This window comes from Methanosarcina sp. WH1, from assembly GCF_000970005.1.
Lineage (GTDB): Archaea > Halobacteriota > Methanosarcinia > Methanosarcinales > Methanosarcinaceae > Methanosarcina.
Genome location: NZ_CP009504.1, coordinates 2,743,606 through 2,759,716, shown reverse-complemented (window position 1 = coordinate 2,759,716; position 16,111 = coordinate 2,743,606). Strand labels below are relative to the sequence as shown.

The window sequence follows — 16,111 nt, the reverse complement described above, 5'->3', positions numbered from 1 at the left end:
ATGGAATCAGATAAAAAGCATCAGATAACAATTATCAGATAACAATTATCAGATAACAATTATCAGATTAAAAAGGTAAGCGACAGATATGACCGATATACCCCCAGATCACCCAAGGTATGAATCCCTGCTCGCCCGTGAAAAGGTTGCAGCCGGGGTAAAGATGGGAATTACAAGTATTCAGGGGCTTATTGCCCAGGGAAGAGGCGAAAGCTTTGACTACCTTATAGGCGAGCGCAGTACGGAAGCTGCTCTGTATGCAGAAAGGGCGGCAGTTGCTGCACTGCTTCTGGCAAAAAACCCTGTTATTTCCGTAAATGGGAATGTTGCAGCTTTGGCTCCTGAAAAAGTCGTTTCCCTGGCAGACATTACCGGAGCTAAGATTGAAGTAAACCTTTTCCACAGGACCGATACCCGGGTACACCTCATAATAGAACATCTGAAGGCCAGTGGAGCTTCAGAGGTGCTTGGAAAAAATCCGGATGCAAGCCTTGAACTCTCCCACGACAGGAGGCTTGTTGACAGTAAGGGAATCTACATTGCAGATGTTGTGCTTGTTCCCCTGGAAGATGGAGACCGCTGTGAGAAACTTGTCAAAATGGGAAAAACTGTCATAACAATTGACCTGAACCCCCTTTCACGGACCTCCAAGACCGCCACAATATCAATTGTGGATAACCTTACAAGGGCTCTTGAAAATATGGCCAAGCTCTCACAGGAAATGAAAAAGGAGAGAAAAGAAGCACTTGTGGAGCTGATAACCACTTATGAAAACAAAAAAACCCTCTCCGAAGCGATTTCCGAAATTCAGGAACACCTCAAGACCCTGGTCGCAGAGATAGAATACTGAAAAAGAACATTGAAAACAAAATACTGAAAATAAAATACCCACCCGAAAGCAGGACACTTACATGGATATTATAGAAAAAACGAGGGAATTTGCGGCTACTTTTCATGAAGGGGAGCCCAGTTCCCATGATATGTCCCACATAACCCGTGTAGAAGCCCTCTGCAAGGAGATCCAGAAAGAAGAAGGAGGAGACCTTGTCACTCTTCAGCTCGCGGCTCTTCTGCATGACGTTGGGGTTATCAAAGAACATGAAGAGGGGGGAGACCATGCCCTCTACAGTGCGGAGATAGCTTCTGAATTCCTGGGAAGGGCAGGCGTCGAAAAAAAGACTGTTGAAGCTGTGACATATTGCATCCTGACTCACAGGTTTAGCGGGGGGAAAATCCCGGAAACAATAGAAGCCAGGATTCTTCAGGATGCCGATCGGCTTGATGCCCTGGGAGCAATTGGAATTTTCAGGTCTATCCTTTCAATGGGAGCTCTCCGGATGCTGAAGCACTTAACAGGAATAGATAAAGGAAGTTCAAAAAAGACTGTCTATGTGCAGGACCCGGTTGAAGGCTTTAACGAATACATGCACTACAAGCCTTTCACTATCCCCGGAAAGCTGAATACCGCTACAGCAAAGAGGATTGCAGAAGAAAGGCTGAAGATAATGAGCCTCTACCTTGAAGCCCTGAACCTGGAAACCGGAGCCGGCAAATAAATTCCCTGCAAGTAAAAAAACCACAAGATAGCTAATTTTAAGGAGTTGGAGCAGAAAAATCCCGGCTGAGTATTTGGAGCAGCAAAATCTTTACGTTCCTGATCACGCTCCAAAAGCCGATTTTTCTTCCGAGACCCTGAAACCTGAACCCTGAAAACTCCAGGCCTTACTAGCCATAAACAATTTATAAAGATTCGCACTGTATAATGACTTGTATTTTATGAAAAATACAGGAGAATTAAGGAGAATTCTCAGGACAACTTTTTTTAGGATAACATCTTAAACTTGAGTCCATTATCTAACGAGTTGCAGTTCAATAAAGTTGAAGTCCAATAAAGTTGAAGTCCAATAAAGTTGCAGTTCAATAAAGTTGAAGTCCAATAAAGTTGAAGTCCAATAAAGTTGAAGTCCAATAAAGTTGAAGTCCAACAAAGTTGCAGTTCAAACCTGACGGATATGATCATATGGCTGACATAATAATAAAAAATGCTTATGTTTTAACGATGGACCCTGATGTGGGGGACCTTAAAAACGGGACTGTTGTTATTGAAGACGGAAAGATCACTGAAATCGGGGAAAAAACCAAAGAAAATGCCGATACCGTGATCGATGCAAAGGGTTCGGTTGTAATGCCAGGGCTTGCAAACACGCACACCCATGCAGCAATGACCCTTTTCCGGGGTTATGCCGACGACCTCCAACTTGCGGAGTGGCTTGAGAAACACATCTGGCCTGCTGAAGCCCAGCTGAAGGCAGAAGATGTTTACAGGGGTAGTCTGCTTGCATGCCTGGAAATGATCAAATCCGGAACAACAGCCTTTGCAGACATGTATTTTTATATGGACGAAACTGCAAAGGCTGTTGAAGCATCGGGACTTCGAGCTTCACTTTCCCACGGCCTGATAGAGCTCTGGAACAAAGAAAAAGGAGAAGCTGACCTTAAGGAAGGAAAGCGCTTTGTCCAGGCCTGGCAGGGAGCGGCAGGCGGCAGGATAAAAACCATGTACGGACCCCATGCCCCGAATACATGCTCAGAAGAGTTTCTTGCAAAAGTTAAAGAAGAAGCCCGCAGGGATGGAGCAGGCATCCATATCCATGTCCTGGAAACCGAAGCTGAACTGAATGCAATGAAAGAAAGGTACGGAAAGTGCTCTGTGCACCTGCTCGAAGACCTGGGTTTCTTCGGCCCTGATGTACTTGCTGCCCATTGTGTCTGGCTTTCGGATGGGGATATAGAGATTTTAAGGAAAAGGGGAGTAAATGTATCCCACAACCCCATAAGTAATATGAAACTGGCATCCGGAATTGCTCCGGTATACAAGATGCTGGAAAAGGGAATGAATGTCACCCTTGGTACTGACGGCTGCGCCTCAAACAATAACCTTGACCTGTTTGAAGAAATGAAGACTGCTGCCCTTCTGCATAAAGTGAGCACAGGCAACCCGACTGCTCTTCCGGCTCGCCAGGTACTTGAGATGGCAACTGTTAACGGGGCAAAAGCCCTTGGCACGGAAACCGGAACGTTGAAGGTAGGAAAGAATGCGGATGTAATTATAGTGGATATGAAAAAGCCGCACCTCACCCCCTGCTTCGATGTCCCGTCCCATCTGGTATATTCTGCAAAAGGAAGCGATGTCAGGACAACAATCGTGGACGGAAAAGTCCTTATGGACAATTACAGGGTACTTGTACTGGACGAGGAGAAAGTGGTGGAAGAAGCCAGGAGAGCCGCAGAAGAGCTTGTAGCAAGGACAAACGCCTGAAAAGTTCCAGGGGATGACGCATAACGCATGATACATTAATCATACAGGAACAATAAATACCTGAAAGCCGAACTTAACCACTGGTCCGCCTTAATCTGCCGGCAACCAGAGTTTCAGTTTGAGAATAATCATTGAAAAGTTTAGAGAAATCAAAGTACCAGCTTTATTAGTCACTTAATTCAATCGTTCATCTAATTATTCAACCGCATTAGTCATTTAATTCAATCGTTTATCTGATTATTCAACCACATTAGTCATTTAATTCAATCGTTTATCTGATTATTCAATCATTTATTTGATATGACGGGATCATCATGACCGAAAAAGAACTTGTAGAATCCGGAAACATGAAAATGGAATGGGCAAGAAGCCACATGCCTGTAATTGCAATCATCAGGGAGAAATTTGAGGAAGAAAAACCCCTGAAAGGGCTTAAAGTAGGAATGGCTCTTCACGTTGAAGCAAAAACCGCAGTCCTTGTAGAAACACTGGCTGCAGGTGGTGCACAGGTTGCAATTTCAGGTTGCAACCCCCTGAGCACACAGGACGATGTGGCACTAGCTCTCGATACCCGGAAAAATATAAGCTGTTTTGCAAGATACGGGTGCTGTACGAGCGAGTATTACGAAGCAATAGATAAAGTCCTTGACATTGAGCCCGACATCACAATCGATGACGGGGCAGACCTTATATTCAAACTCCACAAAGAAAGGCCAGGTATGCTCCCGAAGATTCTCGGAGGCTGCGAGGAAACCACTACAGGAGTCCACAGGCTTCATGCCATGGAAAAGGACGGAGCCCTTAAGATGCCGGTAATAGCGGTAAACGATGCAATGACCAAGTATCTCTTTGACAACCGCTACGGGACGGGCCAGTCAGCTTGGGACGGGATAAACCGGACCACAAACCTCCTTGTAGCAGGCAAAAACGTTGTTGTCGCAGGCTACGGCTGGTGTGGACGCGGGGTTTCAATGCGGGCTGCAGGACTGGGAGCGAATGTAATCGTCACTGAAATAGACCCCATCAGAGCCCTTGAAGCCAGAATGGACGGGTACAGGGTCATGAGAATGGCAGATGCTGCAAAAATAGGAGAGATCTTTGTAACGACCACAGGAAACTGTGATATCCTTACAGCTGACCACTTTAAGGTCATGCAGGACGGGGCAATCCTTGCAAACTCTGGACATTTCAATGTGGAAATCGATATGGAAGCTCTCACCTCCCTTGCAAAATCCGTCAGGACTGTCAGGAACAATATCAAAGAATATGATCTAGGGAACAGGCGCATTAATGTCATAGCCGAAGGCAGGCTTGTAAACCTCGCTGCCGGGGACGGGCACCCTGCTGAGGTCATGGATATGAGTTTTGCAAACCAGGCTCTCTGTGTACGTTACATTGCCGAAAATACTCTTTTGAACGGAGTCCACGGGGTCCCAAGGGAACTTGATACCTACGTGGCAAAACTGAAGCTTGAATCAATGGGCATAAGCACCGACGAACTTACTTCCAAGCAGGAATGCTACATGAACGGATGGGAGTGCGGGACATAAATAGAAAAAGAAGCAGAGAATAATTTCATTTTTCAACTCTTGAGCCTTAGGGTGCAGTGAATATCGGCTCTTTCCATAATTGGCAGGGGCAATATTTACTGTGCATTATTTTGTATCCTCTTCAAATTGAGCGGAAAGCTTTTCAGTTTCAACTCAGTGCACTTTTTTCTTGGATGAGTTGAGCCAGAGATAGCATCTCGCACCTATTGCTCACTCTATCCAAGATATAATCATATGCACTCACGCTCAGATATGTTCATATGACCCTTCATTTCTCTAGTTATTGCTTTTCAATAAAGCAAGCCACCTCGTTTGACCCGGACGAACAAACTCATCTCGTAGATAGTACTGATTATTCAACTCAACAATTTTTTTAACGAATAATTTAACTACATCAGGATCACCTATATAGCCAAACCTCGTATTTTATGAAAAGTTCCTGGTACTCTTTTACCAAACGTTCTGAAATGCCGATGATTAATCGGATATTGTCCAGTGATTCCTCTCTCTGAGTAAGAATAGAGACACGGGAAAAATCTTTGATATAACACTCTATGCTTTGCAATGAATGCCTTGTTGATCTCTGGATCTCAGTGGGAGTGTATCCTTTCAAATATAATTCTACAATATTAGAAGATCGAGAATTTAAGTGGGGACACTCTACACATCGAGGTTATTTCATAGGGATGAAACTGAGTCTTGCCATGGAATATCCAAGCTTAAAACCTTTAGCTTTCATCGTTAATGAAGCAAATGTTAGTGAATAAATGGTTTATCCCCAGATTCTACAAGAGCTAAAGAGAAGAACGAAAATAAAACCAGGAGATGTACTTTATTTCGATAAAGGTTATTTTTCACATGAAAATTATGTAATAGGAATAGCAAAATACAAAATAGTTCCGATTATTTTTCCAAGAATAAATTGCAATTATAACAAACTTTTCGATATGCTAAGCTATCCTCTGAATTTTCGATATGCTAAGCTATCCTCTGAATTTTCGATATGCTAAGCTATCCTCTGAATTTTCGATATGTTAAGCTATCCTCTGAATTTTCGATATGTTAAGCTATCCTCTGAATTTTCGATATGTTAAGCTATCCTCTGAATTTTCGATATGTTAAGCTATCCTCTGAACATATTTGATTCGAAGAAAAATACGGAAGAAGAAAAGAAAATATATAAAAGACTTGTAGCAAAATTTAAATCTTTGATGGAAAATTGCGGAGGACTTAGACCGATTAGATCTCTCATTGAGGATGTATTTAAATTAACCAAAAAAACGTGCAATATGGAGAATTTACACCGATATACGATGCTTTCTGTAAAAAAATACTGCTTTTTGGCTGTATTTTTGACAGGGGCAATTACTGCGTTCTTTATTAGTGACAAAAAGGGGTTAAAACACTTGGCTGAGAGTTAAGATAAAAAGCACCATTAATGGATGCTATTCTAGCGGCGCTCAATGGAGCGCCGCTATTATCCTGAGAATTACAGCATTTTGCTGAGTAAACATACTTTTTTTTGCTGAGTAAACATACTTTTTTTTGCTGAGTAAACATACTTTTTTTTGCTGAGTAAACATACTTTTTTATCAGTGGCTGAATAGTTACAATATATACTTGCCTACTTCCTTAATTTTATTCCTAATTATGTATATATCCTCGAAGAATTAAAACTTTTATATAAGGTTTCAGAGTGCCTGTTCATTTCCTCACACATTTTTCCAACCGAAATCCTTATTGTAAAGCCCGGGATATGGCAGGAGTATGGAAATGCAAAGGGAAATCCAGGTTATTTGTGGAGCGGTGAGAATTCCGGACCTTCCCGGGTTTCTAAAAATAATAAACACAATCGCTTCCGAAAACGAGGTAACCGTTCAGGGCCTGAATGCTAACCTGATAGCGGGCGAAAGGCATCTTCATTTTGCAGTGGGGAAAGCTCTCAGGGCTGTCGCGACAGGCAGGAATGTGGCAAAAGATCCGGGCATCGAGATCATGCGTTATGCATCTGGAGAGCGGCAGATTGAAAGGAGTTTTTCTATAGGGCTACATGAAGGAGAAAATAATGCGGTTTTCGTGCTGCTTGGAAAAATGGATAATGTGCTTCTTGTTTTCTCCGAACTTCGGAAGTTAATCGAAGAAAAATCCTGTTCTGAACTGCTGGCTTATTCCGATTCCAAAAGGGAAGGAATTTTTTCTCTCTTCAGAATTACAGATGCAGAAATAGCAGCTTCAGGAGAAGAACATATCCCTGAACTCGTAATCGAGAGAGTGGCGCTGGCAGATTTCTTAAAATGAGCATAATTTAACTCTAAGGTGAGAAGTCCCCTTCTTAGACAGCCGAAGGCTGGCAGGTGGAGGATGAAAGCCGTCAACTTCTACAAAACAACAGTAGCATAATTCTTTATGCTTATAGTTACATTGATATGGTTATATCTATTTAGTGTAAACTGGATCTTAAAAGCCATTCTGTGTATTCACTTCATTATCATTTCGTTCAGTGTGTGAAATATAGGAGAAAAGTTCTAACGAACTCTTTTGTTGTCGATTTTCCTAAAACTAAAATCCATAACATAAGTGAAACATTCGATATTGAAGTGCTGAATATCGGGTGTGATAAAGAACACTTTCATTTTTTATTTTCAGCAAAACCTTCGCTTGATATTCCAAAATATATCAACACCATCAAGACAATAACTTTAAGGGAGATTCATAAAAACTTCCCTGAAGTAAAAACTATGTTATGGAAAGATGCGTTCTGTCAAGATCGTATTTTATCGCATCGACAGGGCAAGTAACCTTAGATATACTGAAGCAATATGTTGAGAACCAGGGCAAATATGCATCTGACGAAGAAGATCAAGATCAATCCAACTGAAGAAAAGACACGACATGCCTCTTTGGGAAATAATTATGAAATGTGATTGTGGAAACGTTATTGATAGAGATAGAAATAGTGTTATCAACATCATGAAGCGATTCTTATCACAAAATGCTTTGTGGACAGGCTATCAGAAATTTTCTTATAATCTTCGACAAACAGGATTACAGATGAATACTTGCATTATGCAAATATCCAAGTAACGTAATCACTCGAAGGAAGTTCCGCCCTCGCTTTCATCAGAAAGCAGGGCGGGGTAGTTCACTATCTTCGTTCATACTTCAACGTCTTCTCCTTTACTTCAATTTTTCACATTTTTCCTCTAACCAGTCCATCAGAGAAAAAGCAATATTCTGAGAGCCTTCAAGAAGGTGTTTGTGTCCTAGTAGTTCCTCTTCGGACTGGATGAACTTTCCTTCAACAAGTTCGTGCCCCGAATCTTCTATAAGATTTCTTATCCACCGCCTGTCAGCTTCAGGGTGAAACTGTAGTCCGAGGATGTTTCCCCTGTAAATAAAACCCTGGTTCGGGCAGGCTTTACTTTCGAAAAGTTTTACTGCGCCTTCCGGGATTTCAAAAGTGTCCCCATGCCACATGAATGCGGTAAATTCGGGAAATAAGCCTGCAGGAAGCTCTGAGTTTATTCCTCCTCCATTGTTCAGGTTTTCTTCTGCCAGAGCTTTTACCCTGTGCCAGCCTATTTCTTTGAACCTGTTTCTGGCAACTTTTCCACCCAGAACCTCTGCAATCATCTGTGCTCCAAAACAGCTCCCAAGCACAGGTTTGCCTGTATCTATCACTTTTTTTACAAACTCTTTCTCTAATCTTAGCCATGGGAACTCTTTCTCTTGATAAACACTCATCGTGCCCCCCATTATCAGGAGCATATCGAACTCTTCAGGCTCAGGAAAGACAGGTTTTTCATAAAGCAGAGTTTTTGTAAGGCTGTGCCCTTTCAGGGACACCCAGGTCCCTATGTTTCCAAGGGTCTCGTTTTTCAGGTGCTGGAGGCAATGTATTTTCATGGGTTTTCACTTTCTTTATTAGTAGAATCAGCATTTATCTTTCTAAAAATAGATTCAGCTCAACCATATGCTGTTTTATTAATGTTTTTTCAGATTTTCTTCGATAAACATTTCCTAAGATAAATATCTGTCCTCAGGTCTTTCCAATAGATATTAATATCCTATTGTGTTAACAGATCACATTAACAGACAAACAGACAAAGGGAAATATTCAGAAAAGGATTATTATTATCAGGATATTATCAGGAAGCAGGAAGTAAGAGTCGATTATCATGCCTCATCCAAAGACAGTAGAAGAAATGATTGAGTGTGCCGGACCCATCGAATGTGAGTTACTGCCAAGGCTTATTCAGGTAACAGAAACTGCTGCCATTGCCGCAGCCTATCAAATGGGACGCGGGGACAAGCACTTTGCTGATAAGGTAGCAGTTGCTTCCATGCGAAGGATGCTGAATAGACTTAACATGAAAGGCATAATTAAGATAGGAGAGGGAGAAAGGGACGAAGCTCCCATGCTTTTTATTGGGGAAGAGGTCGGGACAGGGACAGGAAATCTTGAGGTTGATATTGCAGTTGACCCCCTGGAAGGCACAAACCTTACGGCAGACGGCTACCCGGGTTCGGTTGCGGTAATGGCAATGGCTGAAAGGGGAGGGATCTTCCACGGCCCGGACATCTATATGGACAAGATAGTTGTCGGGCCAGATGTCGTTCGTTATGAAAATGATCATCCCGACGAAAAGATTGATCTGGATGCACCTGTCAGGCACAACCTTGAAATTGTTGCAAAAGCTCTTGGAAGAAGCGTTAAAGAACTCGTTGTCGTAATCCTCGACCGCCCCAGGCACGTCCAGAAGATAACCGAAATCCGGGAAGCTGGAGCTCGTGTAAGGCTGGTTACTGACGGAGACCTTATGCCAGGCGTTTCAACCGCCATCCGTGGCTCAGGCATCCATGTGGTTATGGGGGCAGGCGGCTCCGGGGAGGCTGTTCTTACAGCTGCTGCAATCAAGATCCTGGGCGGGAAAATCCTTGCAAGGCTTGTCCTGCCAACGGTTGCAAATGGAAAAACCAGGGACAAGATCGATGAAGAAATAGAGGAAAAAATGCCCAGGCTCGAACAGATGGGGATTACCCTTGAGAAACTAAATGATGTCCTTGATACCAATAAACTTGTTCCGGGTAATGATGTAATTTTTTCCGCAACAGCCGTAACTCCAGGTCACTTCCTGCGTGAAGTTAACCTCTTTGGAAGTGGAGATGCCAGAGTACACACGGTTTCTATGGGTGCATCTGGAGCTGTCAGGTTCACAGACAGTATTTATATCAAGGATAAACGGGAGACTCCTCTCTACCTGTAAATCCTTTTTCATCTTTTCGTTTTTAATCTTTTTTTGAAACACGGACCAGTATGGATCATGTATCTTCTGGTATAGTCCAAAAATGTGGATTATGAAGATCAGTTCTAAACCAAAGAATTCAAATTATCATATCAAAATGTGAAGTAAGAATATGAAAGTATATCTAGAGAGTTTTGGCTGTTCAGCAAGCCAGGCATCAGCCGAGATTATGAAAGCAAGTGTTGAGAGGCTCGGGCACGAGTTGTTGAGCTCTGCTGATGCCGGTCAGGCAGAGGTCTATATATGCAATTCCTGCACGGTCAAGTACACAACAGAACAGAAGATTCTCTACAAGATCCGCAGTATGGGTGAGAAGGGTGTCCAGGTGATTGTTTCCGGCTGCATGCCCGAAGTCCAGCTTGAAGATATTCTGCATGCAAACCCCGAAGCCCATATTCTTGGAGTAAATGCGGTTTCCCGTATAGGTGAGCTTCTCTCTTCAATCGAAAAGAGGAGAATGGAAGGGCTGCCTGGGGGAGAACACCTGGAACTGCGGACTTCCGAGCCCATCGGGTTCCTGAATGTTCCTCGCGAGCGGGCGAACCCAAATATTCATATCTGCCAGATCTCCCAGGGCTGCAACTTCGCCTGTTCCTATTGTATCGTAAAGTATGCAAGGGGCAAACTCCGCTCTTTCCCGCCTGAGGAAATCGTAAAAGATATTAGTTCGGCAGTTGCAGAGGGCTGCCGGGAAATCTGGCTCACCTCCCAGGACGACAGTCAGTACGGCATGGATACCGGGGTCAAACTCCCTGAGCTCCTGCGCATGATTTCAGAAATCCCCGGCGACTTCAAAGTGAGGGTCGGCATGATGAACCCATTCTCCGTTCTCCCTATCCTGGACGAGCTTGTGGATGCCTTCGACTCTGATAAGGTTTTCAAACTCCTCCATCTTCCGATTCAGTCCGCTTCCCACTCAGTCTTGAAAAATATGAACCGTCTACATAAAATGGATACTGTGGACACAATCATTACGAAATTCCGTGCTCGTTTCGAAGATTTTTCCCTTTTTACCGACATAATTGTTGGCTTCTGTGATGAAACTGATGAGGATTTCGAAGAAACTATAGAATGGGTTAAAAAATACTGCCCGGAAAAGGTCAATATTTCCAGATATTCCCCACGCCCACACACAAAAGCCTTTTCTTTCCGGAACCTCGATTCCCGAATTTTAGTACAGCGTTCCCACAACCTACACAAAGTATGCGAGCAGATAAAGATTAAGTCCAAGCGGGAGATGATTGGCTGGGAAGGCAGAGTTTTTGTCTCAAAATATACGGAAATGGGGGATGTACTCACACGTACAGACTCTTACCGTCCTGTTGTGATTAGTGGTTCCGACCTCAAGCCCGGGGAATACACTAATGTGGAAATTATGAGCGCGAAGCCCGGCTATTTTATGGGGAAGATTATCAATTAAGGGTGAGTTATGTCAGCAAATGAAAATGAAATCTCGGTGCCCTCTAATTAATTGGTTGGAATTTTTTCCGAAATGACCGCAAATGGTATCTCGCGTTCTTTTTTTCCACGCGCTGCGCAATGTTTGACCTCGCCTGCGTACAGTAGATATATACTAAATCAATAGCCGTACTGGGAAGTCTGACCCCGGAATCTCAACCATGTAGTAGGGGACGACCTTTGCTCTTCACTCAGTTTTTTTACTTGCTTAACTCTGATTTTTATGTGATTCTCTTTTATTTTTGTTTATAACACTCTCTCAAATAAAGTAAACTATTTATGTATATAACTCTCTAATGTTTTTCACTCTATTTCTTCCATTCTTTATATTCTGTTATTTTCCTGAGTGAGGTATATGGCTGGGAAACAATCTTTTAAATGTTCTAAATGTTCTTGTTTTTTTCAGGATACCAGCGCCTATATTCCATATGCCGTAATCGGAATTTTCATTGTCCTTGTTGCAACATTCACTTCGGTCTACCTGATGAAAATGGACAGTGAGGTTGCCGAAACAATCTATACTACAGAGAAAAGCGATCCCAGGCAGACTGCTATATCCCTTGCGGCATCTGACCTTGCCCGCTGCCTTAACTATGCCGGGACAGAAGCCCTGGAGTGGCAGGGAGAACACCCTGTGATCCTGCCCGAGGGTGCTCCGGTTGAAAGGTCCTCTGAAGATAATTTTATGGTAATTCTGCAAAACCAGAACCTTGAGAAGGGAGACACACTTCAAATTTCCATAAACCTGCCTTCAGACGTCTGGGGTAAAGTCGAATCACTATGGAAAAACAAAGACGTTGCCCTGGTTGTAAATGACTCTTCAGGGCAGGAAATCAAACGAGTGAACTATGGGCAGGCTACCGGTTTTCTTCAAAAAGTTTCCTTTGAAGAATATATGGAAGTTCCGGAAACTGCAGAATCAGGATATGCATCCATTGAACTATATTATGGAGACGAACTCAAAGCCTCAGACTGGTTTCGGATTGAAGCAAGCCCCATAAAGGACATTGCAGCAGAGGCTTTTAACCGGTTGCTGTCTGTAAACTACCAGGGCAACAGCCACACCTTCATGGAATACGCCGTTAATGTAGAACCTTATATAGAACCCGAGCAGATAAGAGTAAAGAAAGTTAACGGGATCTTGCAGCGAGAAATTTCTCCCTCTGACAAAAACTACACGATTTACTATATTTTTGAAATCCCTCTTTTGAATTACACCCTTGTAGACCTTGAATCCGGAGAATCGCTCAACATGAGCATGAACCTCACTACCCTTATCACCTCAAGGGAACCTTTGCTCGAAGAACTTGTCCGGGAATATGAAACCGCCCTTGGGACATCTTCAAGCCTTGACTCAACCTCCAATATCGTGCTCGGGGCGACGAACCTGAGGTCTTTCATTTACGGGCCCTGGCAGCACTATGCACATGGACCTCTTAATATTTTGACCAACCCTGCCCTTGCAAGCTCGGTTAACGGAGCCACTCTCTACACTCAAAAAAAAGTTTTTGACTCGGTTGATCCCCTGGCTCTTACATACACCACTTACTACAATGGAAAGGTCCTATATGAAGACGTTCACGCTTCCAGCAGTTCAAAAACGAGTCCCAGCCTTTTGAACTCAACCGGCTCTAATTCTTCAGGAACCTTCTATGAAGCAGATGAGGACGTAAACCTTTCGACTACCTACGCTTCCCTTGCCGAAAACAGGTCTTTTTCCCTGGATGTTGAGGAGGGTATAGAGCAGTCTCTTGAAGATGTAAACACTTCCTATGACGAGCTTTCCGAATATTCGAAAATAACAGTCTCAGCCTCGGACTACACGGAAGGAGTCCTCGACGGCTGGGTCTTCAATGACCACTTGTGGGAAGAGGAAACCCCTGACCTTATCCATGATGTTGCAGACAGTGTTTACACGGCTCCGGTTCAGGGACAGATTTTAAGGGACGGCCTCAATTCTCCTGACCCTCTGGCTTCAACAATCACAGCGGATTTTGACCGGGATTCGGTTTCATACAGCGGGCATACCGTTAGCTGGGACTCCGACTATCTTGCATCGGGTACGCATGCAGGGTCACGTGTGCCCTCTTACTCCTGGAGTAACCCTGTTACGAATTTATATTCTGAGACTATGGACCCTGAAATCGATCCTCCAAGAGGGAAGCTAAAAAGCTGGTATATCACGGATGCCTCTGTTAGATTGAGTTCCGTGGAAATAACCGACGTAAGAGTAGAGCCCCATTACGAGTACAGGGGTAATGACGTGCTTGTTGCCGAGTACAGGACCGACGACGGCTATCTCAGTAGAGAGGACCATATTTTTGATTGGGGCATCCGGTATGATATATATTATAGCATCAGGACAACGTGGAAAATTAATTATGACTATACATACACGTATGCCTGGAAGACTATCAGCCATAATGAGGACGGCAGCACGTCCATAGAAACAACTTATGCTACATCAAGTGGCTCGGATTTGGAATTTGTAAGCAAAACAGACCCTGAATCCCTTTTCCACACCGAAACAGAATCTGAAAATTTTACGATAATTTACCACCAGCGCCTTCCCACAGGCGGTTATACGGGCATATCAACCTATACCGACCCGATAGAAAGGGAATACAGGGAAACAACCCTGTACACTGCCGGAGCAGAGAGGTTTGATCCCTGCTGTTCCGATGCCGCAGACAAATACAGGGATGCTTATGTGAATATCAGGACGCTAGAAAGCACTTTCTGGACTTACCCTGACGGGATGTATCTCGCACAGCGCGCCGTCAACTGTGATATCCCACCCTGGTTGCACAGGGTTATGGCTGATGAGGTGCTGGCAATGCTTGATGCTGTTGAAAGTGACAACCCCACCTTCAGTTACTCTCTCCTTGATTCTCCTGGCCAGGATCCTACAGACCTTCAGGTGGAGACTGCCGAAAAACTAATTTTTGACCTCGAAGCAAGCCGGGAAGCCTACGTAAATAAAGAGCCGCACCTCACCCCAGCCGGAGATATGTACGCATCCAGCGACTCAGCCCGCTACATTGCAAGAAACGAAGCCTACAACAGGTTGCTGGACGACATCGAGCAGAAGAACCAAAAACTGGATTCCGACCTTAACTCCTACATCCTCGATGCCCTTGAGGAAAAAGGCCTCAGCACCGGCGCGTTTGACAGCGTGACCTCCGGCCCCATGACCCTTTTCGATAACCCTGCAATGGATATGGCTGCCTCTGCCCTTGGGCAGGAAATGGGCATAATCTCCACAATGAAAGTCACAGGCCAGCCCGAAAGCAAATACAACTGGACCGAAAACCTGACCCTCATCGTTGACCAGAAGCCGAATTATCTCTACCACGACCCGGACTTCGACCTCCGGGGAGAATACGAGTGGGCTGACTCTATGGGAAGTAAAACAATCTACCCCCTAGGCGTCCGGAACACCTGCATTTTCACAACCAACATCTCCGAAGAAATTGCAGATGCCATATCCTCAAGCGGCGAATACGTAAAAACCGAAACCGCACAGCAGATCAGCCAGAGCATTTCCACCCTTAACGCAGAAGTTTACCTGCTGGAGCAGAACCTCAGCGAACAGGAAATTTCCCTGGACACAGCCCACCTTAACACGGAAGTTTACAACCTGAAACTGGTCTATACCCAAGAAATGAGGTATCAGATTACTGAAGAGGTAGTCGCTGAGGTAAGTTCAAATCCTGTTGTTTCCGGCTGGATCGAGGAAGACCGCGTCCGTGCAGTCACAGCTGGTTATCTTAACAGCCTCTCCGATGAAGAATTAATTGAAAAATCCACTACAGACCTGCTCGCAACCGAACTTGCAGCCATAGTAAAAACAGAAATTCAGAACTCAAACCCTTCGGTTGAGCCTGATGAACTTGAAGCTACTTTGAACAGGGTCGACACAGACGTTAGAATGGGAGTTGCAAGCGGCATCTGTGCAGTCACGGAAAGCAAAGGTGAGGCTCTTGATATTCTTTTTGGAAAAATTGACTGTGAGCTGAAAAATATGGCAAACGAGACCGTGGATAGGTATTCTGGGGAGATCGCAGACAAGGTCACAAAAAGGCTGGACAGGACGATGGCAGCTGTTCCTTGCGGGTTACCTGTACTGCCACCACACTGGGTATTTACGGTTAATGTTTGGACGTATGAGATTATTGGTAGATATGAAGTGTTTACTATTATCGATAATGATAATGAAGTGATTCCCAAACCTTACTTTGGACATAAGGGACAAAAGTATGTGAGGGAGAGTTCACAAGTAATGCATCCATTTGAAAAAGATGAAGATGGGATTGCATTAAAATTAGGAAATAACGAAATAATTACTTTTCATCTCACTGGATATTCTACAACAATTGTAGGCCCAGGCCCAAAAGGTGTTGGAGATAAGATGGGAATGGCGAATGAAAAATCGGAAGAATATGATAATCTTGTCGACGAATTGAGAGGGTAAATAT

10 protein-coding genes and 3 pseudogenes are annotated in these 16,111 nt (G+C 43.9%); 11 read left to right on the top strand and 2 right to left on the bottom strand.

What is annotated here, in order from left to right:
• The first annotated feature begins 88 nt into the window (after nt 1-88).
• The 4 genes from MSWH1_RS12060 (at nt 89) to MSWH1_RS12045 (ending at nt 4,869) form a co-directional block, all read left to right on the top strand.
• Nucleotides 89-850 (top strand): 4-phosphopantoate--beta-alanine ligase, encoded by a 762-nt coding sequence (locus MSWH1_RS12060; protein ID WP_048128849.1) that lies wholly within the window; start codon nt 89-91, stop codon nt 848-850.
• A 61-nt stretch (nt 851-911) separates the two neighbouring features.
• Nucleotides 912-1,556 (top strand): HD domain-containing protein, encoded by a 645-nt coding sequence (locus tag MSWH1_RS12055; protein ID WP_048128845.1) that lies wholly within the window; start codon nt 912-914, stop codon nt 1,554-1,556.
• A gap of 464 nt (nt 1,557-2,020) precedes the next feature.
• Nucleotides 2,021-3,319, top strand: coding sequence for an amidohydrolase family protein (locus tag MSWH1_RS12050; protein ID WP_048128843.1), 1,299 nt, complete (start codon nt 2,021-2,023; stop codon nt 3,317-3,319).
• Between the two features lie 314 nt (nt 3,320-3,633).
• Nucleotides 3,634-4,869 (top strand): adenosylhomocysteinase, encoded by a 1,236-nt coding sequence (locus MSWH1_RS12045; protein ID WP_048128840.1) that lies wholly within the window; start codon nt 3,634-3,636, stop codon nt 4,867-4,869.
• A gap of 400 nt (nt 4,870-5,269) precedes the next feature.
• On the opposite strand, the gene MSWH1_RS19225 is transcribed toward MSWH1_RS12045, so the two are convergent.
• Nucleotides 5,270-5,482 (bottom strand): DUF1670 domain-containing protein, encoded by a 213-nt coding sequence (locus MSWH1_RS19225; RefSeq protein WP_231585471.1) that lies wholly within the window; start codon nt 5,480-5,482, stop codon nt 5,270-5,272.
• Nucleotides 5,483-5,495: 13 nt separating this feature from the next.
• Between MSWH1_RS19225 and MSWH1_RS19220 the strand changes: the two are divergent.
• The 4 genes and pseudogenes from MSWH1_RS19220 to tnpA form a co-directional block, all read left to right on the top strand.
• Nucleotides 5,496-5,825, top strand: a pseudogene (locus MSWH1_RS19220) (transposase); the annotation flags it as partial.
• 165 nt (nt 5,826-5,990) lie between these two features.
• Nucleotides 5,991-6,290 (top strand): annotated as a pseudogene (locus MSWH1_RS17600) (IS5/IS1182 family transposase); the annotation flags it as partial.
• Nucleotides 6,291-6,636: 346 nt separating this feature from the next.
• The gene (cgi121, locus tag MSWH1_RS12025) at nt 6,637-7,167 is read left to right on the top strand and encodes a KEOPS complex subunit Cgi121 (RefSeq protein WP_369798529.1); all 531 of its coding nucleotides are present in this window, start codon (nt 6,637-6,639) and stop codon (nt 7,165-7,167) included.
• A gap of 173 nt (nt 7,168-7,340) precedes the next feature.
• Nucleotides 7,341-7,747: pseudogene (gene tnpA / locus MSWH1_RS12020) on the top strand (IS200/IS605 family transposase).
• A gap of 299 nt (nt 7,748-8,046) precedes the next feature.
• On the opposite strand, the gene MSWH1_RS12015 reads toward tnpA, so the two are convergent.
• The gene (locus MSWH1_RS12015; RefSeq protein ID WP_048128835.1) at nt 8,047-8,775 is read right to left on the bottom strand and encodes a type 1 glutamine amidotransferase; all 729 of its coding nucleotides are present in this window, start codon (nt 8,773-8,775) and stop codon (nt 8,047-8,049) included.
• Between the two features lie 272 nt (nt 8,776-9,047).
• On the opposite strand from MSWH1_RS12015, the gene glpX reads away from it, so the two are divergent.
• From glpX to MSWH1_RS12000, 3 genes are all read left to right on the top strand, one after another.
• On the top strand, nt 9,048-10,136 hold the full coding sequence (glpX, locus tag MSWH1_RS12010) for a class II fructose-bisphosphatase (RefSeq protein ID WP_048128834.1): 1,089 nt from the start codon (nt 9,048-9,050) through the stop codon (nt 10,134-10,136).
• Between the two features lie 151 nt (nt 10,137-10,287).
• The gene (locus MSWH1_RS12005) at nt 10,288-11,595 is read left to right on the top strand and encodes a tRNA (N(6)-L-threonylcarbamoyladenosine(37)-C(2))-methylthiotransferase (protein ID WP_048128831.1); all 1,308 of its coding nucleotides are present in this window, start codon (nt 10,288-10,290) and stop codon (nt 11,593-11,595) included.
• A gap of 393 nt (nt 11,596-11,988) precedes the next feature.
• The gene (locus MSWH1_RS12000; protein WP_231591765.1) at nt 11,989-16,107 is read left to right on the top strand and encodes a hypothetical protein; all 4,119 of its coding nucleotides are present in this window, start codon (nt 11,989-11,991) and stop codon (nt 16,105-16,107) included.
• Nucleotides 16,108-16,111 lie beyond the last annotated feature (4 nt).

Coding starts and splice junctions, on each gene's coding strand:
- MSWH1_RS12060 (WP_048128849.1), top strand. CDS start 89: ATGACCGATATACCCCCAGATCACCCAAGGTATGAATCCCTGCTCGCC.
- MSWH1_RS12055 (WP_048128845.1), top strand. CDS start 912: ATGGATATTATAGAAAAAACGAGGGAATTTGCGGCTACTTTTCATGAA.
- MSWH1_RS12050 (WP_048128843.1), top strand. CDS start 2,021: ATGGCTGACATAATAATAAAAAATGCTTATGTTTTAACGATGGACCCT.
- MSWH1_RS12045 (WP_048128840.1), top strand. CDS start 3,634: ATGACCGAAAAAGAACTTGTAGAATCCGGAAACATGAAAATGGAATGG.
- cgi121 (WP_369798529.1), top strand. CDS start 6,637: ATGGAAATGCAAAGGGAAATCCAGGTTATTTGTGGAGCGGTGAGAATT.
- MSWH1_RS12015 (WP_048128835.1), bottom strand. CDS start 8,775: ATGAAAATACATTGCCTCCAGCACCTGAAAAACGAGACCCTTGGAAAC.
- glpX (WP_048128834.1), top strand. CDS start 9,048: ATGCCTCATCCAAAGACAGTAGAAGAAATGATTGAGTGTGCCGGACCC.
- MSWH1_RS12005 (WP_048128831.1), top strand. CDS start 10,288: ATGAAAGTATATCTAGAGAGTTTTGGCTGTTCAGCAAGCCAGGCATCA.
- MSWH1_RS12000 (WP_231591765.1), top strand. CDS start 11,989: ATGGCTGGGAAACAATCTTTTAAATGTTCTAAATGTTCTTGTTTTTTT.